Genomic DNA, 21,549 nt, shown 5'->3' with positions numbered 1-21,549 from the left:
TGTTTTTTCTATCTGCACACGTTGTTCTGCATTTGGATAGATTCTTATTTTTACTGCCCGGTTTATTTTCCTCACTTTATTTCTATATGTTGATAAATGATTTCAATCATTGCTTTTGAACATTTTGTTCTTTTGTTATAATACAAACCCGCCACCAGAACAAGTGTTTCTTCTCTTTATTTACAAGATTCTTTTGAGCATTTATGCTCAGCTCCACAATTCATCTCACTACCTGAAGAGGTAGGAGAATTCTTGCTGAACTTTGTTAAAATTAATATATATTTCAGCTTCTCCCGAATGGAGGGGATCAGGCGGATGGGGGAGTTTCTGCCGGCGGCTGCCAGTATGATCTGGCTGTAGTCCTTGTCGAATTCCGGTAGGACCAGGATCCTGGCATTCTGAGTCTTGCAGTAGTCTATGATTTGTCGGCTGAACTGGTGGGCATAATGATCGTGGATGTTACGGAGTCTCTCCCAATAGTGAGCATTCGCTCTGGGATTCTCACCGCCGCCCTGGACCTCTCTGGATTTATCTAGCTTCTCTGTGATCTGTCTGCAGGCACCGGCATATCTGCTACCGCCTTTAATAAAGAAGCTGTTCTCCCGCCCACCGTCTGCATTCAGGATGCAGCACACAACACAGGTGTCCTGTCCGGTAAAAACGACAGAGCAGATATTCTCTTCCGCTGTAATACGTTCTCTGGCACTTCGCCCATCAGAGACCGGCAGTTTCCAGGGAATATGAAGTTCTGCTCTGTCCTTTGTTAAAACCAGTGCCGGGGACATCATCTGTCCTGCTTCCGGTACGGTGTTTCCTCTTAGGCGTAATCTGGACCACTGCCAACTCTCGCCATTCCAGAGCTTCAGTGAAATCGTATTGTCCTGAAAGTCACGATACATTCCCTTGTAAAAGGTAACGGATTCTGTAAATTTCTCGGTAGGGTGTTCCTGTGTTCCTCTTGCCAGATAGCGCTTTGCCGCTGCTGTGGCGGTGTTGATCGCCGCTCGTCGAAAATAAAGAGGAATCTTCTTCCAGGGAAGAGGGGTTGGAACCGGCTGTTTATCGCGTCCTACGATGGTCAGTGTTTCAAGGATGCGGAGTGCTTCCTGTGTCCCGGGCTGCTGATCCGGAAATGTTTCCAGATAGAGTCTGTAGTAAAAGAGCAGAATCTCGTTATAGAGTTCCTGTGTCTTCTTAAGCCAGTCTGTGTGTCGGAACAGGACATTGTATCTCCTGACTGTGATTGCATAGTACGGGAATTTTTGCATCTGAAAGCACCTCTGACCCAAAATCGGTTATTATGTAACGTTCTTTTTCGATTATAAGATATTAATTATCTCATACCAACCGCAATAACGGCTATAATATCCCGTTTTCCTTCCTTGTGTGATATATAATATCCATAAAGAAAGATATTCGGCATGAAAGACTATCAGATATAAATAATTTGATCATTTCTAATTCATGTCTTATTTTTCTAAATTTAGAGTTTTAATTATCCCGTTTTTGGGATGTCGGTGATATAAAATGTCACAAAAAAGGGGAAATGTGATATGAATACTAAAGAAACTTTTGGTACCAGACTGGCCAAGTTAAGAACGGATACGGATATTTCCGCAAGAGAGATGAGTCTGGATCTTGGACAAAATCCAAGCTACATAAATCGAATTGAGAATCAGAAGGCTTTTCCGTCTATGCAGGTTTTTTTCTATATTTGTGAGTACCTGAAGATCACTCCGGGAGATTTTTTTGATATGCATACAGATTATCCTAAAGAAATTAATGAATTGATCGAAGTTCTCCAGGATCTGAACTCTGACCAGCTGAAACTGATCAGACAGGTTGCTGAAGAATTTAATAAGAAGAAATAAGAAATGATATCTCAGAACGGGGAGTTAAGGTCAGCCGGGACCCATTCTTATACAGCATAGCTTTTTCGTTTTTTTCATGGCCTTTTATCCCCCCGGGAGGCTTGTTTTCATACTGCATTTTGATAAAATATAAACAACACAAAGATCTGTGTTATTTTATCAAATAAAGGTGCATCGACCTCCACCTGATGATGCACAAAGAAACCCATAAAAAAAGTACTTCCAATCCGCGGGAAGTACCTTTTTTATTTTATTGTTAATTCATGATCTTCATTCATAACCGCAAAGCGATTTCCAATTGTCTCTGCCAGCTGTCGATTATGTGTGATTGTAATCAGTGTTTTTCCTGCTTTATGAAAATTCTGCAGAAATTCCAGAAGCATATCCTGTGTTTTTTCATCCAGTCCTGCAAGTGGTTCATCCAGGATCAGTACTTCCGGATTCAGAGAAAGGATGCAGGCAAGAGATACTTTTCGTTTCTCCCCGCCGCTCAGATGATATGGAGGTCTTTCTCTGAGTTTCTCTATTCCAAACAATTTCAGACAATCTTCTGTTCTCTCTCGAACTTCTGCTTCCGACAATCCCATCTGGACAGGTCCAAACGCAATTTCCTCCTCCACACTTCCACAGAAAAGCTGCGTATCGGCATTCTGAAATACATATCCCATCTGTTGATGAAACCATTTTGCAAACTGCCTGTCCTTCAGGGTTTTCTCTGTAATCTCATGGCCTTTGTAAAAATAATGCCCTTCTGAAGGAAATATGATTCCGTTCAATAATTTAATAAGAGTTGATTTCCCGCATCCATTCGGTCCCTGAATCACCACAGAATCACCTCTGTCAATATGAAGATTTATATATCTCAGTGCTACTTCATGTTCATATGCAAAACATACTTTTTCTAATGTGATCATACCTGTCTTCCTTTACAAAGTTCCTCTCTCAGACGAATGGCCTGTTCAATTCAAGAAACACAACTACACATCCGGCCATTAACAGAATATGTAAGATATCATATCTGCAGAGTCTGTATTTTTGTTTTAATTGATATTCTCCTGTGAATCCCCGACAACACATAGATGCATACATTTCCTCTGCCATTTCACTTGATTTCAGGAACGTGATTCCAAGTACACCAGAAAAAGATTTTGCTTTATCGGGATTTTTTCCTACGGATCTTAAACTGACTGCTCTCAGAATATCCACGCATATTTCACCCAGAATGGAAATATATTTCAATGTAATATCCAATGTAAAAATAAACAGGGTCGGAACATGAAAAGTTCTCAGACTGCCTGTAAGTTTATTCCACGATGTCTCTGATGACAAAATACCGACCAGCGTTACCGATACGTATACCCTCGCTGTAATATTGGCCAACGTCTGGGGATTTCCCATGAACACTGCTGGTAGTAAAAGCAATATTGAAATTAGAACTGCCCCCTTTGTTCCTCTTAATATCTGGCGAATAGATGCTGCTGAAAAAAAAGCCAGCCTGACTGTCACAGCTGCACACATGATCAATACAAACAGGTAATTTTCAGAACATGCTGTAAGAATAATATAAAGTATCGTATAAAACAATTTAAGAGAAGGAGTGGCAGAAAATCTGCCATCCTTCCCTTCATTAAATCTCAGTTTTGCAAGTACAGACAAAACAGATTTGGTGCTTCTGGTCAGAAAGGCTTCCCTGTCTTCGGAAGGAATATACTCTTCCTCTCTGCACATCCAATTTGGAATCTCTGTTTTTTCTGTTCTTTGATCATTCATTATTATGCCGCTTTCTTTTTGAAATCAATCTTATCCTTCATAGTAGAAGAAACAATTTTAAAGAAAATTACCAGAAGTGCCACACCAACAACTGCCGAAAGAATATATCCGGTCCATTCCGGCATACCTGCCATCGAATAATCCGGGAACAGTGTTGAAAGCTCAAATCCACTCTCCATTCCTGATGGAGTATAACCCAGCTGTGTACCGCCACTGACAAGATCTGCCATTTCATCGACACACCACTCACCCCAGGGGATATAGACGCATTCCATTTTATTATACATAACTATCTTTTTTCATAGGTCAGAAGTTTCCTTCCCATGAATATCCGATTTCTTCTGCTGCCTTCTCGGCAATGTCAATATCCAGCATATCTCCAAGCAGCCCCAGTGTCATATCTATTGCCGCCATTGTTGTACTGCTGGAATAATATTTTCCGTCTGCGATCCAGTTTTCACCATCGACATAATTGATTCCCACTGTAAACATCCGCTTCCAATTTTCGTCATATGCATAATCGGCCACCTGTCTGTGGAATAAAAGTCCTGTCCTTGCCAGCATTGCGGAGGCATTTTGGACCATCATGCAGAAAGATGATTCCTCCACAGCCTGCTTCAAAAGCTGCTGGCTTTTTTCTCCTTCTGTATGCAGAAAGCTCTTGACACCCTTTCCGCCCGGAATCAGAAAGATATCTTCAATCTCCAGGGGATTCAACGGTTCCGTCCATACTTTCATTCCCTGCTTTCCGTTGATTAACCCTCCGCGCATGGAAATGAATCGTATATAAAAATGTTCCGGTGTACATCCAAAGACCTGCACCGGACCAAACGCATCCATAACTTCAAAATCATCAAACAGAAAAACATTTACTACCATAGTTTCTGCCCTCCGGTCATTATTTATCGATTATTATGCTGTTGATTTTATAAGACTGAATCGATCAGTTTCTTTGTATATTCCATCTTCGGATGATTGATGATCTCATCCGGAGTTCCGCATTCTACTGTCTTTCCGTGATAAAGAACCAGAACTCTGTCACAGAATTTCTGCACCAGTGCAAGGTCGTGACAGATCAGGAGAAATGACAGATTTTCTTTTTGCTTCAGTTCGATCAGAAGTTCCAGGATCTGTTTCTGGACTGTTACGTCAAGTGCACTGGTCGCCTCATCACAGATCAGGATTTCCGGGCTTACTGCCAGAGCTCTGGCGATTGCTGCTCTCTGGCACTGGCCTCCGCTGACCTGGTGCGGATAGCGGTCTGCATATTCTTTGTCGAGGCCACATCTTTCGAGGAGATTTTCCACACGTTTACGCGTTTCGGCACGGGTTATCCCCATATTCCGAAGACTTTCCCCAATTCCATCTCCCAGTGTGCATCTTGGATCAAACGATTCCATCGGCATCTGAAAAACCATCTGCATATCCTGATAGATATTACGCAAAGCCTTGCCTCCGACATGCGTGATATCTTTTCCTTTAAGAAAAATCTTTCCCTCAGTGATGCCTTCCAGATGTGTGAGCATTCTGGCGATCGTACTTTTGCCGGAGCCGGATTCACCTACGATCCCGAGGCATTCTCCTCTCACCAGTTCAAAGCTTACGTCATCTACCGCTGTGGTGGATTTTTTGCCGGATACAAAGATTTTTTTCAGATGGTCGGCTTTTAAAATGATTTCTGCCATATCCTTTACTCCTTCCGGATCCTGTCCCGCTTCAGATGAAGCACAGAACTCATCAGTGTCTTTGTATAGGGATCTTCAGAGTGATCCAATACAGCCTCTGTCTCCCCATAATCTCTCATCTGTCCGTTCTGAAGCACCAGTATTCTGTCTGCCATCAACCTTACAACACCGATGTTGTGGGTTACAAGGATCATGGCTGTATCATATTCTCTGCGCATAAGCAGAAGTTCCTCCACTACCTGCTTCTGAACGGTTACATCAAGTGCACTGGTTGGCTCATCTGCCAGCAGAAGCTTCGGACGCATGATCATGGCTGTGCAGATTCCCACTCTCTGGTTCATTCCACCGGAGAGTTCAAACGGATAACTGTCCAGCACACGATCACTGTCATCCAGGCCGATCTTTCTCATGATCTCTCCGGCACGTTCCCTGACTGCCCGTCTGCTGATCTTTTCATGTTCTGACACTGCCTCGTATATCTGTGCACCGATCTTGCGTACAGGGCACAGTGCCCCCTTACAGTCCTGAAATACCATGCCGATCTCTGTACCAAGATATTTGCGCAGTTTTTTGGTGTTCATATCTGTCAGATTTTCTCCTCTGTACCAGATATCCCCTCTTGTGACCAGGCCTTCCTCCCCCAGAAGCCCCATAATTGCCTTGACGATCGTACTTTTGCCACTTCCGGACTCTCCTACGATTCCCAGGATCTCTCCCTGTCTCAGTTCAAAGCTTACATCCTGGACCACTGGTTTTCCATTGTAGGAAATTGTCACATGCTCTACACGAAGCAAAGAATTCATAATCTGTTCTCCCCGGGTCTTACTCTACATCCAGATCTGCTGTGATCTCATAGTAATCACATGGATGTGCCGCCATTCCTGTCACGTTTGACTTTGTCACGATTCCCATATTCAGATGTGATACAAAGAAGAATGCATCATCATCCAGAATATCCTGCTGAAGCTCTGTCGCAAGCTTTCCTCTCTCATCCTTGTCAAAGGTCTGATGAAGCTGTTCTGTCAGTTTGGTAACTTCTTCGTTCTGATAATTTCCATAGTTCTTGGAGCCTACTACTGTACTTGTGAAGAAATATTCCGGATCACCTGTCGGTGCAGTCGTTGTGGAACTTACGTAAACATCAAACTCTCCGTTTTCTGCAAAGGTTCTGTGATCTGAAGTATTGTTTACCTGCACATCAATACCGATATCCTTCAGTGTGGCCTGTGCATACTCTGCAAGCTTCGGCTGCTCCAGACGGGTCGGATATGTCAGCCAGTTAATACTTAACTTCTGTCCATCTTTATCCACGTATCCATCACCATCTGTATCTGTCCATCCGGACTCTTCAAGAAGCTTCTTTGCTCCGTCCGGATCATAGGAAACGGTTTCTACTGCATCATTTCCATAGGAAAAGCTGCTCGGGAAGGCTGCTTTGGCCGGAACCCCACGTCCCTGCATGATCACAGAACAGAATCCGTCTTTGTCGATTCCCATCTCAACCGCTTTACGGACGTTCTGATCCTGCATGATCTCTGAATCCATATTGAACTGTCCGAAGAAGCAGCGGCTGGTCGCACAGGAGTTAATGGTATAGTCTGCATTGTTTTCAAACAGAGGATAGTTATCATACTGCAGTCCATAAGTACCCTGGATATCTCCGGTCTGCAGTGCTGCTGTCAGTGCACTTCCGTCTGAGAAGGATTTCACTGTAACTTTATCTACCTTTACTTCACCACCCCAGTAGTTATCATTTTTGACCAGGTCGATCTGTGTCGGTGTAACGTTTTCTGCAATATATGGACCAGTTCCGGCTACATTGGCAGAGCCTCCTTCTCCCTGGATTCCATATTCCATATCGATGATTGCTCCGTATGGATCACCAAGATAGTTGATGATCGCCGGACACGGCTCTGTGGTATAAATGGTAAGGGTCAGACCATCTGCCTCCATATGATCGATCTTGAGGTCAGATGGTGCACGGTCATGAACTGCGATCAGGTCTTCCAGACATTCTTTGACTGCCTCTGCATCCATGGTACGTCCACTGGAAAACTTCACGCCGTCACGAAGTGTGATCTTTACAGTTGTGTCATCCACAAACTCATAGTCTGTTGCCAGCCATGGCTCTACTTCCATATTGTCATTGTATTTGAAGAGAGTTTCTCCAACACCATAGCGGAGAGCACTCCATCCTGAATAGTTGTCATGTGGGTTCAGTCCTGCATCTCCCATCTCTTCACTGTATCCGGTTGTTCCATACACGAAGGATTTCTCTCCATCAGCCCATACAGTTGCGGACATTCCTGCTGCAAGCATTGCCCCTGTAAGAATCGCTGCGATTAATTTTTTCTTCATAATATAGGTGTCCTTTCTTAACATTATTTTCTGGCTCTTTCTTTCGGATCCATATAATCTCTTAAGGTATCTCCGAAAAGATTAAAAACTATAACGGTTATAAATATGGCAAGTCCCGGTGCAAGCACCATCCATGGTGAAATCTGAAGCATACTTCTTCCATCATTGATCATGCTTCCCCACTCTGCCATTGGCGGCTGTACACCAAGTCCGAGGAAGGAAAGTCCTGCAAGCTCCATCATCATGGTTCCGATATCAAGAACAGAGGTCACCAGTATGGGGCCTGCAATGTTCGGCAAAATATGCTTGAACATGATCTTGAACGTACTGCTTCCTGATAATCTTACTGCCATCAGATACGGAGAATCTTTCTGGACAAGCGTCAGGCCTCTGGCAAGTCTGGCAAACTTCGGCCATCCGATCACCGCAAGAGCTATGATCGCATTCTGGATTCCCCCGCCAAGCACGCCTGCTACTGCCAGTGCAAAAACGAGGCTTGGAAATGCCAGGAAGAGATCCGATATTCGCATCAGAATCGTATCCGCGATTCCTCCGCACCAGCCACAGATAATACCAATTGTGGTTCCAACTACGGTAACGATCGCTACCAGGAGCAATGTCGCATAAATACTGGTCGTGCTTCCTGACAGGACACGTGAAAACATATCTCTTCCATAACGGTCCGTTCCCATGATATGCTCCGCACTCGGCGGCTTCTGTGCCATAAGAAGATCCTGGATATCCGGATCATACGGACAAAGCTTTCGTGCAAAAGCCGCGATGACAAGCAGGATCAGAACCAGTATTGTGAAAAATATCAGCTTTGCCCTGACATGATTTTTCCTGATCTTCTGTTTGCGGACTGTCACTTTTTGGTTTATATCACTCATGCTCTGTCACCTCCTAATCTTACCTGAGGATCCAGATAATGATAAATGATATCTGTGATCAGATTTACCACCACATAAATGATCGCCATCCATGCCACATACGCCTGAATAATCGGATAGTCTCTCATTGTGATGGCATCTACTGCCATTTTGCCAACACCGTCCCACATAAAAATAGTTTCGACGATTGTGGTTCCTCCCAGGAGGTTTCCTATTGATAATGCCAGCAGTGTGATAATCGTAAGCATAGAAGATTTCATAACATTCTTCCATATGATCACGCTTCCTCTTACGCCTCTTGCTCTTGCCCCAGCCACATAATCCTTATTCAGTTCTTCCAGTATCGTCGCCCTCACCTGACGGGTATACTTGGATGCCATGGATATTGCAAGCGTCAGCGTCGGCATGACAAGACTTAAAGCCACATTATCATTGGTAATGACCGGAAGCCATCCAAGTTTGATGGAAAAGAAGTACATCAGTACCAGTGCCGCAAAAAAGTTCGGCATGGAATTTCCGATAAAACTTAAGAATCGTATCAGGTAGTCACTCCATTTATTGTGCTTTACTGCCGAAAGGATGCCGAGCGGGATTGCAACAAGCATCGTCAGCAGCACGGAGGATACGGTCAGCAATATCGTTGCCGGGAGTTTTTCTATAAAGGTCTCATAGACATCTCTCTTGGACACATAGCTCTTGCCCATGTCTCCTGTCGCCATTCCTGCAAACCACTTCGCATACTGAACGAGGAACGGCTGATCCAGCCCATACTCTTTTCTCGTTTCATCAATGACTTCCTGAGACACTGCCGAGCCCGCATTCTCATACATATAGGTAACTGCATCGCCGCCTGCCAGACGCATCATGGCAAAGGACAAAAAAGTGATTCCGATTAAAATCGGAATCAGTTGAAGAAGTCTTTTTAAAATATACTTAAACATGAATCTCCTTTTTGTATCCGCATAGTAATTCAATTCGTTACATAAAGACTAGCAAACGCAAAAAAAACACACAACCCCCTGGAGGGGTTATGTGCTATTCGTTATTTGAATATCTTTTGTCTGTTTTGGAATATGTCGCTTTTAACTTTTGGGAAGGCGTTCCATGAGAAAATCAAGGAATTCCTGTACGCTCTCATCGATTTTCTCACCTCTGTGCAATATATGGCCAAAAATAACTCTGCTGTCTCCCATATGGAGTGGGATTCCCGGTGTCGTTCCTTTTTTATTTTCGGAGAGATAACTGCCGCTCACATTGGAGGCACGACTGTTCTTCAGCATTTTTTCCATAATGTAATCGCTGTTGGTCAGTACGGAGATGTCAAGATCACGCCACTGAAACCCGTCTTCCCCGGCAGCACCGATGTCAAAAAACTCATCCTGGTAATTCTGTATGAAGCGAAGTCCCTTCAGATCTTCCGGCTCTACACTCTCTTTTCCCGAAGCATAAAGCTCCGTCTTCTGTCCGGGATAAAGGATCACCTCTGTTTCATACATCGGAACGAACTGCATTTTGTTTTTGGCCAGTTCATGCAGAAAGTTTTCTTTCTGCTGACTGAATATATAGACAAAGCCGATATCATCCAGATAATCCCGCACACGCTCCATAACGCTTCGCACACCTGCTGTGGTCACCTGAAAGTGATAGTTTTTTTCATAGGTCTGGTTATAAAAATCCACAAACTGATTTGCAAGCCAGGAGCTGGGATTCATCGAAATACGAATCCACCTGGTCATTCCTCTGGCAGCCATGTTTTCCAGTACATCCATCTCATTTATGATCTTGCAGGCATAATGATAGACCTTCTTTCCCTGCACAGTCAGGCGGATTCCTCTTGGAAGCCGTTCAAAAAGCTGGATTCCCAGGGTATCTTCCAGTGCCTTGATCACCTTGCTCACACTTGGCTGTGTAGAATAGAGGATTTTTGCCGCATCACTGAATGATCCTGTCTGTGCACATGCCACAAAATATTGTAATTGTTTTAAATCCATGTAATTCTCCGCATCTGATTCTGTTTTCAGCAGTCCACCTGCTGTTGTGTGTATGGTTTTGATCCTGTTATTTGATGGTACGCAGCATAAACAGAGGAGTCGGATTGTAGAAGGCATCTTTCTCCAGATAGATCCTGCTGCTGATTCCCAGATCCACCCGGAATTCTTTCAGTTCCATAGCTCCCAGTGTTTCCAGATCCCAGGCCGGGCGGCTGTAGGAACTGATCGGAAGCTGGCGCTTAAGTTCCTCGCACTCACGCATCATATCATCGCCAAGCATATTGTGGGCATGGTTTTCCGGCAGATCCTCTACATTTGAGAAATCTGTGATTCCGTAGTTCGCATCAAAGTTCAGCAGTACACCGTCCTTTTTGAGTACACGGATCCATTCCCCATAAGCATGACGTACATGCGGCAGTGTCCAGGTCAGGTTCCGGGAAATGATCATGTCAAAGCTTCCGTCCGGGAACTCCGGATTTTCTGCATCCATGACAAGGAATTCACAGTCTGCCTTCTCCTCCTTTGCAAGAATACGGGCATTTTTGATCATATCCGGTGTCAGGTCGATTCCTGTCACCTGATGTCCGGCCTTCGCCAGAAGGATGGAGAAGAATCCTGCCCCGCATCCCACATCAAGAATTCGAAGATTCTCACCTTCTGGCATCTGTGCACGGATTTCCTTCATCCATCGCTCTGCCATTTCACTGTGGAGTTCCTGTCTTCTCTGCTCCAGAAAGCTGTCACTTCGTTTTTCCCAGTAATTCACGATCCGCTCTTTGCGCTCGTCATAAGGACTGACGATTCTTCCATAAGTGACCATAGGACCATTTCCGAGAACCTGTAAGGTTCCTGTCTGATAGAGAAGAACACCGTCGAACTCTGCGATGCTGACTTCCTTTACTTTGCCTTCATAGTCACGGACTTCTCCAAGGATATCTCCCTCCTGGATCATATCGCCGACCTTTTTGAACGGATACCAGAGGCCGTCTTCCTCTGCATCCTGGTAGCGGACATCTGCCACATCCAGAGGATAATAGGTTCTGAAATCTTTGATTCCCTGGTAGAGTCCCATATGGCACAGGATATTCCGGACATCTCTTCTGGTAGAGCGGACTTCCTCATAGTTCCAGTCCCCCATCCCGCCGCGCTCGATCAGAATGCTTGGGATTCCCTGCGAAGCAGCATAGTTATAAGAGCCACCGGAGGCCACATTGGATCTTACCATATATGGAACATCGACCTGTTCTGCCATTTTTCTGGATATTTTTACAGTTTCCTCTGGAGCTGCCCCGGCATAATAAACATACGGTGTCAGCTTCTCATAATCGTCTCCGCTGTGAAGATCGATATAATAATCTGCTGCTGGCTGCAGTTCCTGAGATACTGCCCAGGCAAGCCGCTCCATCTCTGTTCCTTCCGGATTTCCCGGAAATTCACGGTTGAGGTTTCTTCCGTCAGTCAGTCCCATACTTCCGTTACGGTGTTCAAACGCCGGACGGTTCATAACCTTTACGATGATGATCGTGCCGGTCACCTTTTCGATCTTAAGCTTCTGGGACAATTCGATTGCCGCCTGAATTCCCACATATTCTCCGGCATGTACTCCGGCAGTGATAAGCATGGTCTTTCCCTCGGCATGTCCATGCAGGACCGTTGCCGGAAGTCTGATTTCTCCGTCTGCAAGCTCCAGTTCCCCGTTCCATTTCTGTCCCGGTTCTACGGTTATGTTTTTGAGATGAAAAGCAGCTCTCTTTCTTCCAGTCAGCAGAAAAATCGGAGAAGTACTGTTGTTGATGATCTCTTCTTCTGTCCAGACCTCTTTCCAGACCGCCTCATCACAGGATACATCCAGAAATCCGGTTTTTGTCATGGTTTCCAGATCCCATTTCGGACGCTCCAGACGACTTAACGGAACCTGTCGGGCAATTTCTTCCATCTTCTCGATATCGGTTCCTCGGTAGTAATCCTCTACCTGCTGTTCCTCTGTCTGCTGCCGGTCTTTCTCGTAGCTGTTTCGTTTCTCTTCATTATATAAGTGTCCGTACCAGTCTGCATCAAAGTTATAAAGTACACCACCCGGCTTGAGCACGCGGAGCCATTCTCTGTATGCGAGATCCGGTCTTGGAAGATTCCAGGTCACATTTCGGGTCACGATCACATCGAAACTGTTGTTTTCCACATCGAGAGCCTGTGCGTCACCGGTTTTCCACACAATACACTTCGCCAGTCCACCGGCATTCTGCTGTGCTTCTTTTAGCATTTCTTCTGTATAATCGATCGCTGTCACCTGATATCCGGCTTCTGCGAGAAGTATCGCAAAGAATCCCGGTCCGGTCCCAACATCGAGGATTTTTATCTCTTCTGGTTTTTGCTGTGGAAATTCCTCTTTTAATAAGGAAAGAAGTTTATCTCTCCACATGGTCCGCCTGGCATCTGCCATCTCCTGCTGATTATATTCTGAGTAACCTCTGGCACGGTTCGTCCAGTAGTCATGGATTTCATTTTTAAGATCGTTCATAATATGTCTCTTCTCCATAGATTGATACTGCCAGGGGTAAAAAGCAAACTCCCCCAACATAAATATTTTAAAGTATATAAAAAAAAATCCCTCTCCACAAGCCGGTGGGGGGGATTTTTTGATGAATTCTGTTTATTTACTGAAGAAAAATACTCCACAGGCAGATAGTCGGAAGCGACAGCAGCGTGGAAAAGATCACCAGTTTTGTAGCAAACGGAGAATCCACCTGATATTTTTCTGCCAGGATACTGGTAGTTGCACCTGCTGGCATTGCTGCAAGAAGCACGCACAGTCCCAGAACATTTTTGCTGAGAGGAAGAAAGCTGCAGACAATATAGACGACTGCCGGAATGATAACAAGTCTGTGAATTGTGTATTTCACTACTGTCCAATCCCAGAAATCTTTGAAATTGATATCTGCAAGGATCATTCCAATGACCATCATCGACATCGCCGTATTACAGTTTCCGACTGCTGTCACTGCACCATCAAGTCCTGGTGGAATCGGAAGTCCTGTAATCATCAGAAGTATCCCAAGTACACATGCCAGAATACATGGATGTGTGACAACTTTTTTCACCGTTTTCATCTTGTCACTGCTTCCGGAGAAAACAGCCAGGCCGGAGGACCACATCATAATTCTCTGAGGAATCAGATATACACTGGCAAGAATAAGACCTTCCATCCCATAAACACCTTCTGCGATCGGATTTCCAAGAAATCCTGCATTTGAGCAGATAGTTCCATACTGCAGGCATTTCCGTCGATCTTCGGATTCCTTGCGAAACATGACTTTTCCATAAATGACGCAGAATATCTGAATACCGATTGAGATAAACAGGATTGCCAGATAATTGCTGAAATCTTCATCTGCCGCGCTCTGGGTAAATGCATGAAGGATGTTACATGGCAGGATCAGATAAATAACCAGATCATTGATATTCTTCTGTCCCTGAGGACCGATGATATGTATCTTTTTCATTAAAAATCCTACAGCCACCAGAATAAAGATCGTAAGCTGCAGTGTCAGCAGTGTTTTCATATTTTTTCTCCTCTAAGTCCTTTTTCCTTATAAATAATATCTCTTTTCCTGCGATTCTTTTGGGTACTTTTTGAGTGTAGCATATCAGAGTGCCGGCCGCAAGAAGTGCTCATGTATGTTTACAGTTATATACAAAATTATCTATTCACAGTAATACAAAATCCGACAGAACAAAATCAGCTATTGACGTTTTTCGGCTTTTTATGCTACAATCCTTTCATCCAAAACATGGTGTGGATTTTTCTGGTCAAGGCCATTTTTCGCCACACAATTACCATTCATGGTAATTGTGTGGCGTTTTTTATATTTCAAATTTATAAAAGGAGAACTTTATTATGAATGACACATTTATGAAAGAACGACCTGTCTTTCCACTGATCCTGTCTATGGCTCTGCCCATGGTTATTTCCATGCTTGTGAATTCACTTTATAATATCGTAGACAGTTTTTTTGTGGCTAAGATCAGTGAAGATGCAATGACAGCTCTCTCGCTTGTGTTTCCTGTACAGAACTTTGCAAACGCCATTGCCATCGGCTTTGGAATTGGTATCAGTTCCCTGATCGCTATCTGTCTTGGTGCCGGAAACAGAGAAACCGCTGGTAAAGCTGCCACTCACGGTCTTATCCTGGCAGCTCTGCACGGTGTGATCCTGACTGTCGGCTGCATCCTTATCATGCCCGGATTCCTCGCCTTGTTCACTTCTGATACAAATGTCATCAGCCTTGGGATCCATTATTCTACAATTGTATTTCTGTTTGCAACCGTAAACACCATCAACCTTGCCTATGAAAAAATCTTCCAGGGTATCGGCAAAATGAAGGTCACTATGGCAGGACTTATGGTCGGCTGTGTTTCCAATATCATTCTCGATCCACTGCTGATCTTTGGCATCGGTCCCTTCCCGGCACTTGGAATTGAAGGTGCTGCCATAGCTACCGGTCTCGGTCAGGTATTCAACCTCCTTTTCTATCTGATTATCTACAAAATACGGCCCCTGCAGATCACCATAAGCTGGAAATATCTGCATCCGGACAGAGCTCTTGCAGCAAAATTATACTCTGTCGGTATCCCCGGTGCCCTGAATCTCGCACTTCCATCTGTCCTGGTTTCTGCTCTGAACGGGCTTCTTGCTTCCTGTTCTCCGATCTATGTTGTGATTCTCGGAATCTACTACAAACTGCAGACCTTCCTGTATCTTCCGGCAAGTGGGATCGTACAGGGAATGCGTCCTGTAATCGGATATAACTATGGAGCCGGAGAACATAAACGTGTAAAAAAGATCTACTACGTCACACTCTGTATGAGTGGTGTGATCATGCTGATCGGAACCATCATCTGCCTGACTGTTCCGGGACAGCTCATGGGGATGTTTACCACAAATCCATCCACGATCCAGGCAGGAAAAACAGCTCTTCGGATCATCTGTGCAGGTTTTCTGGTTTCCTCTGTATCCGTTACAGCCTGTGGTGCACTGGAGGGACTGGGAAAGGGAACTGCTTCCCTCGTTGTTTCTCTCTGCAGATATCTGCTTCTGATTCTTCCGGCTGCCTTTATCCTCTGCCGCATTTTTGGTGCTGTCGGTGTATGGCATGCCTTCTGGATCGCAGAAGCACTGACTGCCGGGATCTCCTTCCTTATCAGCAAAAAGAGCATCGGTATTTGAAAATAAATACCGGTGTTTTTTTATATTCTCTTTATCCATAATTGCCCTTGACAAATACCCTCATGGGGTATATATTTTAGTTATATTCAGTATACCCCCAATGGGTATTTAGAGGAGGACTTTTGCTTATGAACCATTCTGATAATAATACTTTGGAAACTCCTGTCTGTTCCTGCTGCTGTACGAAACATACCGATCGTTCGGAGGCGGAGCGTAAGAAGCTTATTAATCGCCTGAAGCGCATTGAAGGGCAGATCCGGGGAATTATAGGAATGTTGGAGAACGATGCCTACTGCAATGACATTCTGATCCAGTCTGCTGCCGTCAATGCCGCTGTCAATTCTTTTAATAAGGAACTTCTGGCGAACCATATCCGCACCTGCGTGGCACGTGACATTCGTGCCGGTAAGGACGAAACCATCGACGAACTGGTCTGTACACTTCAGAAACTTATGAAATAATATCGTAACTGTTCAGTACCCTCACAGTTACGAGTCAAAATGCATTCCAAATCACCTTCGGTGATGGCATTTTGCCTTGTATGTCTCGGGATTTTGGCAAAAAACATGCCAAAACACCTCGCGGGATAGTACCTTCTGAATAGTTACATAATATCCAGATTTCAAAGGAGGAATTTATAATGGAACAATACAACGTTACCGGGATGAGCTGTGCTGCCTGCAGTTCCCGGGTGGAGAAGGCTGTATCCAGGGTGCCTGGAGTCACATCCTGCTCCGTCAGTCTTCTGACAAACTCCATGGGAGTTGAGGGAAATGCCTCCTCCCATGACATTATCCAGGCGGTAGAACAGGCTGGCTACGGTGCATCTCTTAAGGGAGCCGGCAAAGAACAGGTTTCCATGTCTGAGGCAGAGGAGGCTCTTGCGGACCATGAGACACCGGTTCTCAGACGCCGCCTGATCGCTTCCGTCGGATTTCTGCTGATACTTATGTACTTTTCCATGGGACATATGATGTGGGGTTGGCCGCTCCCTGCGTGGTTCAATGACAACCATATTGCCATGGGACTTGTCCAGATGCTGCTTGCCGGGATCATCATGGTCATCAACCAGAAATTTTTTATCAGCGGATTTAAGAGTCTGTGGCACCGTGCCCCGAATATGGACACGCTGGTCGCGCTCGGCTCTATGGCATCTTTCGTATGGAGTGTCTATGCACTCTTTGCCATGACAAGAGCACAGGTGGATGGTGATTCTGCAGCTGTCATGAATTATATGATGGAATTTTACTTTGAATCTGCAGCCATGATTCTGACTCTGATCACTGTCGGCAAAATGCTTGAAGCACGTTCCAAGGGTAGAACCACCGATGCACTTAAGAGTCTCATGAAGCTCGCCCCCAAAACTGCCGTCGTTCTTCGAAATGGTCAGGAGACCACCGTCCCGATCGAGCAGGTACACAAGGGAGACCTCTTTGTGGTACGTCCCGGAGAAAGCATCCCGGTCGACGGTGTGATCGTTGAAGGAGACAGTGCGGTCAATGAATCTTCCCTTACCGGTGAGAGCATTCCGGTTGACAAATCTGCCGGTGATCTTGTTTCTGCTGCTACCGTCAATCAGTCTGGTTTTATCAAATGTGAGGCAACGCGTGTAGGCGAGGATACCACCCTCTCCCAGATCATCAAAATGGTAAGCGATGCGGCTGCCACCAAGGCTCCAATCGCCAAGATCGCAGACCGTGTTTCCGGTGTCTTTGTACCGACCGTCATTACGATTGCAATTATCACCACTCTCATCTGGCTTCTGACCGGACATGAATTTGGATATTCACTTGCCCGTGGAATTTCTGTTCTTGTTATCAGTTGTCCATGCGCACTTGGACTTGCCACTCCGGTAGCGATCATGGTCGGCAACGGAATGGGAGCCCGAAACGGTATCCTGTTCAAAACTGCTGTCTCGCTTGAGGAAACAGGCAAGGTCCAGATTGTTGCCCTGGACAAGACCGGTACGATCACCAGCGGACAGCCTGAGGTGACGGATCTGCTTCCGGCAGATGATATTTCTGAACAGGAACTTCTCTCCCTGGCACTTGCCCTGGAGAAAAAAAGTGAACATCCGCTTGCCGGAGCAGTTCTGAAATATGCCGCAGAACGTCAGCTGACAGCACCGGAGGTCTCTGATTTCCATGCACTTCCGGGAAATGGTCTTTGTGCCGTGCTGAATAATGAAACTCTGATCGGTGGAAGTATGAAGTTCGTAAGCAGTCAGGTAACTGTTCCTGCCGCCCTTTTACAGAAATCCGAAAAGCTTGCCATGGAAGGCAAAACACCTCTCATTTTTGCCCGAAATCAAAAGCTTGTGGGAATCATCGCTGTTGCGGACGTTATCAAAGAAGACAGCCCGCAGGCAATCCGAGAGCTTCAGAATATGGGAATCCGCGTTGTCATGCTGACCGGTGACAATGAGCGGACCGCAAGAGCAATCGGTAAACAGGCTGGCGTGGATGACGTTATCGCAGGAGTTCTCCCTGATGGCAAGGAAAGCGTGATCCGCTCCCTCAAAGAGCAGGGCCGGGTTGCCATGGTCGGTGACGGTATCAACGATGCCCCTGCACTTACCCGCGCAGATATCGGTATCGCGATCGGTGCCGGAACAGATATCGCGATCGATGCCGCTGATATTGTTCTGATGAAGAGTCGTTTAAGTGATGTACCTGCTGCTGTACGCCTCAGTCGTGCAACGCTTAGAAATATCCACGAGAATCTCTTCTGGGCATTTTTCTATAATATTATCGGTATTCCGCTGGCAGCCGGTGTATGGATCCCGGTCTTCGGCTGGACTCTGAACCCGATGTTCGGAGCCGCTGCGATGAGTCTTTCCAGTTTCTGCGTTGTCACCAATGCCCTTCGTCTGAATCTGTTTAAGATTCATGACACAAAAAAAGATAAAAAAATCGGTCAGGCTACTTCCATTAAAATAAAAAATGATTATAATATAAAAGAAAAGGAGCAAAAAACTATGATAAAAGTTACCGTAAATGTTGAGGGAATGATGTGCCCACACTGCGAAGCACATGTTAATGAGGCAGTTAAAAAGGCCTTCGGTGTTGAGGATGTTGTATCTTCTCATGAGAACAAGACTACTATTTTCACTGCACCGGAGAAGGTTGACGAGGAGAAGGTACGTCAGACAATTAAAGATGCCGGATATGAAGTAACCGGCATTACTCAGGACTAAATCCCACACAATTACTATAAGTAGTTTCATCAACAGACGGTTCCGAAGAATATTCACGGGGCCGTTTGTTGTATGTCCGGATTTCATTTTTAATCAAACAGGAGAGTGCTTTATGAAACAAAAGATCAACTACAAATATGTCTGTCTTTTGATGATGCTGATAACCGTCTGTCTCTTCGGATGTTCACAGACTGTTATGGCAGCCGCGGATGACTCCATAACATGCGGCCTTTCAAAAGAATCCAGATCCTCTGCCGTAGTGCAGAAATCCCGCCATACTTCCAATGTGAAATTATATAAATGTGACGGAAGTTACTGGAAAACCATCAAAAACACCAATGGCCGTGCAGTATTCCCGGCAGTCGACTCAAAGACCAGTAATATGGTTCTTGGCTGGTCAAAAACACGTGGAAAACATACTCTTTCCGCATCTGACTATAAGGCAGGAGCTCGCATTCCTTCCAAAAACGGCAAATATTATATGGTATTGTTTAAGGCATCCATGGATCGTGCACCATCCGTTATAACCAGGCCGACAAAATTCAACAAAGTTTATATGGTCGGAGACTCCCGGACAGTTGATACAAAACGTGCATTAAAATCTTCCATCCCATCAAATGTAACCTTTATCGCACGGGGAGGACAGGGCTTAGCCTGGTTTAAACGCGAGGGATACCCCAGTCTTATTCGCTCTGTCTCAAAGCGTCCACATTCAGAAAGAAAGGCCGTAATCATCAACCTTGGTGTAAATGACCTGAACAACAGCAAAGCCTACGTAACATATATGAGGAAAGTATCTGCCGCTCTGAGAAAACATAACTGCAGGATGTACTATCTTTCCGTGAATCCTGTAAACAGTGCAATGATAGCAGACAGTGAGGCCAGACCTCGGACGGAAGCTCAGGTATCTGCTTTCAATAAAGTGATCTATGAGCAGCTTTGTTCCGGAAAGAACCGTTCTTTTACATATATCAATACCTGTACAAGACTTCAGAAATATGGATGGAGCAGTAACAGACACAATGCCGGAATCCATGATGGCTTACATTATTCAGATCAGACCTATCTGAGAATTTTTAATTATTGCATGAAGTACCTGAATCGTTAGAAACATCTGTCAGTGTATTTCTTATAAATCATTTTTTGGGGGATTCATTATGAACAACACGCAGGATAAAAATAATCCAGAAGAAACTCGAAATCTGGAATATTATATCGGTCACATTCGGTATGATATGACAAATCTCATCAAATGGCTGGTTCTGGCAATATTAACCGGACTGATGGTCGGATTTATCAGCAGCCTTTTTGCCCGTGCACTGAAATTTGTCACCACTTACCGTACACAGAATACCTGGGTGTTTCTCCTGCTTCCGGTATCAGGTCTTATAATTGTATTTCTCTATCAGAAATTTGGCCGCGAGGATGGAGGCACCAACCAGGTTCTGTCTACCATCCGCTCACAGGATGATGTACCTTTCCGCTCGGCACCTCTGATTTTTGTCTCCACGATCCTCACGCATTTTGCCGGCGGATCTGCCGGTCGCGAGGGTGCTGCGATCCAGCTTGGCGGAAGTATCGGAAATCAGCTCGGTAGCTGGTTCCGTCTCGATGAAGAAGACCGTCATGTTATGGTCATGTGCGGTATGAGTGCGGCTTTCGCCGCTGTGTTCGGCACACCGATGGCTGCTGCTGTTTTTTCCATGGAAGTCATCAGTGTCGGTATCATGTACTATGCTGCTCTGCTTCCCTGTGTGATCTCATCCCTGATCGCAGCAAAGTTCGCTGCCGGCTTTGACATCAATCCGGAATCTTTTCATGTCGTAAATATCCCGGATCTGTCTGTTATCACGGGAATCAAAATGGTCGTTGTTGCTGTTGCCTGTGCCGCGATCAGTATTCTTTTCTGTATGCTGCTTCGTGCAGTCGGTGCTCTTTATTCCAGATATTTCAAAAACCCATACATACGGATTCTGGCGGCAAGTGCGATCATTATTGCCATCACTCTCCTTCTCCGTACAGCGGATTATATGGGTGCCGGAAATAACCTCATTGAACTTGCAGTAGAGGAAGGACAGGTCCGGCCTCTGGATTTCTTATGGAAAATGCTTCTCACTGCTCTGACCATGAAGGCCGGATTCCGCGGCGGTGAGATTGTCCCGTCCTTCTGTATCGGAGCCACCTTTGGCTGCCTGATGGGACATCTTCTTGGAATCTCACCTTCTCTGTGTGCGGCTGCGGGCATGGCAGCACTTTTCTGCGGCGTCACCAACTGTCCGATTACTTCTATCCTGATTGCCTTTGAGCTGTTTGGTTTCCGCGGAGTTTCTTATTACCTGATCGCGGTTTCCATCAGTTATGCCGTCTCCGGATATTATGGTCTCTACAAGGATCAGACAATTGTTTACTCCAAGTACAAAGCAAAGTATATCAACCGTCATACCAGGTTTTAACAACGTTTGATTTTAGTGACATGCTCCCACCATTTAAATCTCTGATTTTGAAGTGGGGGCTTCTTGCTCAATGGCTCTACTGAGCCAAGTATCTACAAGCTATCCTCGCGT

The 21,549-nt window shown here is 45.2% G+C and carries 20 protein-coding genes; 6 read left to right on the top strand and 14 right to left on the bottom strand.

Annotated features, from left to right (window positions below):
- Both GT674_RS18280 and GT674_RS14700 read right to left on the bottom strand, forming a co-directional pair.
- The coding region (locus tag GT674_RS18280; RefSeq protein WP_161285418.1) for a helix-turn-helix domain-containing protein at window positions 1-75 on the bottom strand (75 nt) is incomplete at its 3' end.
- Between the two features lie 101 nt (window positions 76-176).
- On the bottom strand, window positions 177-1,268 hold the full coding sequence (locus GT674_RS14700) for a hypothetical protein (RefSeq protein WP_161286391.1): 1,092 nt from the start codon (window positions 1,266-1,268) through the stop codon (window positions 177-179).
- A 285-nt stretch (window positions 1,269-1,553) separates the two neighbouring features.
- Between GT674_RS14700 and GT674_RS14695 the strand changes: the two genes are divergently transcribed.
- Window positions 1,554-1,871 carry a helix-turn-helix domain-containing protein gene (locus GT674_RS14695; RefSeq protein ID WP_161286390.1) on the top strand — a complete coding sequence of 106 codons (318 nt, stop codon included), beginning with the start codon at window positions 1,554-1,556 and terminating at the stop codon, window positions 1,869-1,871.
- 245 nt (window positions 1,872-2,116) lie between these two features.
- Here the strand turns inward: GT674_RS14695 and GT674_RS14690 are convergent, their stop codons facing one another.
- The 12 genes from GT674_RS14690 to GT674_RS14635 form a co-directional block, all read right to left on the bottom strand.
- The gene (locus GT674_RS14690) at window positions 2,117-2,785 is read right to left on the bottom strand and encodes an energy-coupling factor ABC transporter ATP-binding protein (RefSeq protein WP_161286389.1); all 669 of its coding nucleotides are present in this window, start codon (window positions 2,783-2,785) and stop codon (window positions 2,117-2,119) included.
- A gap of 28 nt (window positions 2,786-2,813) precedes the next feature.
- Complete coding sequence (locus tag GT674_RS14685) at window positions 2,814-3,641, bottom strand: energy-coupling factor transporter transmembrane component T family protein (RefSeq protein WP_161286388.1); 828 nt, start codon at window positions 3,639-3,641, stop codon at window positions 2,814-2,816.
- A 2-nt stretch (window positions 3,642-3,643) separates the two neighbouring features.
- On the bottom strand, window positions 3,644-3,928 hold the full coding sequence (locus tag GT674_RS14680) for a PDGLE domain-containing protein (RefSeq protein WP_243149148.1): 285 nt from the start codon (window positions 3,926-3,928) through the stop codon (window positions 3,644-3,646).
- Between the two features lie 19 nt (window positions 3,929-3,947).
- On the bottom strand, window positions 3,948-4,520 hold the full coding sequence (locus GT674_RS14675) for a DJ-1/PfpI family protein (RefSeq protein ID WP_161286387.1): 573 nt from the start codon (window positions 4,518-4,520) through the stop codon (window positions 3,948-3,950).
- 47 nt (window positions 4,521-4,567) lie between these two features.
- Complete coding sequence (locus GT674_RS14670; protein WP_161286386.1) at window positions 4,568-5,326, bottom strand: ABC transporter ATP-binding protein; 759 nt, start codon at window positions 5,324-5,326, stop codon at window positions 4,568-4,570.
- A 5-nt stretch (window positions 5,327-5,331) separates the two neighbouring features.
- A complete protein-coding gene (locus tag GT674_RS14665; protein ID WP_161286384.1) occupies window positions 5,332-6,129 on the bottom strand; it encodes an ABC transporter ATP-binding protein in 798 nt (265 codons plus the stop codon).
- Window positions 6,130-6,148: 19 nt separating this feature from the next.
- Window positions 6,149-7,684, bottom strand: a complete 1,536-nt coding sequence (locus GT674_RS14660; protein ID WP_161286383.1) for an ABC transporter substrate-binding protein — start codon at window positions 7,682-7,684, stop codon at window positions 6,149-6,151.
- A gap of 23 nt (window positions 7,685-7,707) precedes the next feature.
- Window positions 7,708-8,574, bottom strand: a complete 867-nt coding sequence (nikC, locus tag GT674_RS14655) for a nickel transporter permease (RefSeq protein ID WP_161286382.1) — start codon at window positions 8,572-8,574, stop codon at window positions 7,708-7,710.
- Window positions 8,571-9,515 (bottom strand): nickel ABC transporter permease, encoded by a 945-nt coding sequence (nikB, locus tag GT674_RS14650; RefSeq protein ID WP_161286381.1) that lies wholly within the window; start codon window positions 9,513-9,515, stop codon window positions 8,571-8,573. The genes nikC and nikB overlap by 4 nt, the downstream gene beginning before the upstream one ends.
- A 141-nt stretch (window positions 9,516-9,656) precedes the next feature.
- Window positions 9,657-10,565, bottom strand: a complete 909-nt coding sequence (locus tag GT674_RS14645) for a LysR family transcriptional regulator (RefSeq protein WP_161286379.1) — start codon at window positions 10,563-10,565, stop codon at window positions 9,657-9,659.
- 67 nt (window positions 10,566-10,632) lie between these two features.
- Window positions 10,633-13,083: a methyltransferase domain-containing protein gene (locus GT674_RS14640; RefSeq protein ID WP_161286378.1), complete on the bottom strand. Its 2,451-nt coding sequence runs from the start codon at window positions 13,081-13,083 to the stop codon at window positions 10,633-10,635.
- Between the two features lie 136 nt (window positions 13,084-13,219).
- Window positions 13,220-14,125 carry an AEC family transporter gene (locus tag GT674_RS14635; RefSeq protein WP_161286377.1) on the bottom strand — a complete coding sequence of 302 codons (906 nt, stop codon included), beginning with the start codon at window positions 14,123-14,125 and terminating at the stop codon, window positions 13,220-13,222.
- A 335-nt stretch (window positions 14,126-14,460) separates the two neighbouring features.
- Between GT674_RS14635 and GT674_RS14630 the strand changes: the two genes are divergently transcribed.
- The 5 genes from GT674_RS14630 (at window position 14,461) to GT674_RS14610 (ending at window position 21,438) form a co-directional block, all read left to right on the top strand.
- Window positions 14,461-15,789 (top strand): MATE family efflux transporter, encoded by a 1,329-nt coding sequence (locus GT674_RS14630; RefSeq protein WP_161286376.1) that lies wholly within the window; start codon window positions 14,461-14,463, stop codon window positions 15,787-15,789.
- Between the two features lie 128 nt (window positions 15,790-15,917).
- Window positions 15,918-16,250, top strand: coding sequence for a metal-sensing transcriptional repressor (locus GT674_RS14625; RefSeq protein WP_161286375.1), 333 nt, complete (start codon window positions 15,918-15,920; stop codon window positions 16,248-16,250).
- 179 nt (window positions 16,251-16,429) lie between these two features.
- Window positions 16,430-18,985 (top strand): heavy metal translocating P-type ATPase, encoded by a 2,556-nt coding sequence (locus tag GT674_RS14620; RefSeq protein ID WP_161286374.1) that lies wholly within the window; start codon window positions 16,430-16,432, stop codon window positions 18,983-18,985.
- A gap of 112 nt (window positions 18,986-19,097) precedes the next feature.
- Window positions 19,098-20,093 (top strand): SGNH/GDSL hydrolase family protein, encoded by a 996-nt coding sequence (locus tag GT674_RS14615; RefSeq protein WP_161286373.1) that lies wholly within the window; start codon window positions 19,098-19,100, stop codon window positions 20,091-20,093.
- A 49-nt stretch (window positions 20,094-20,142) separates the two neighbouring features.
- On the top strand, window positions 20,143-21,438 hold the full coding sequence (locus GT674_RS14610; protein WP_161286372.1) for a chloride channel protein: 1,296 nt from the start codon (window positions 20,143-20,145) through the stop codon (window positions 21,436-21,438).
- The last annotated feature ends 111 nt before the right edge of the window (window positions 21,439-21,549 follow it).

It is taken from the genome of Blautia sp. BIOML-A1, from assembly GCF_009883055.1.
GTDB lineage: Bacteria > Bacillota > Clostridia > Lachnospirales > Lachnospiraceae > Blautia_A.
The sequence above is the reverse complement of the archived record's forward strand: the minus strand, read 5'-3'. Positions and strand labels throughout refer to the sequence as shown.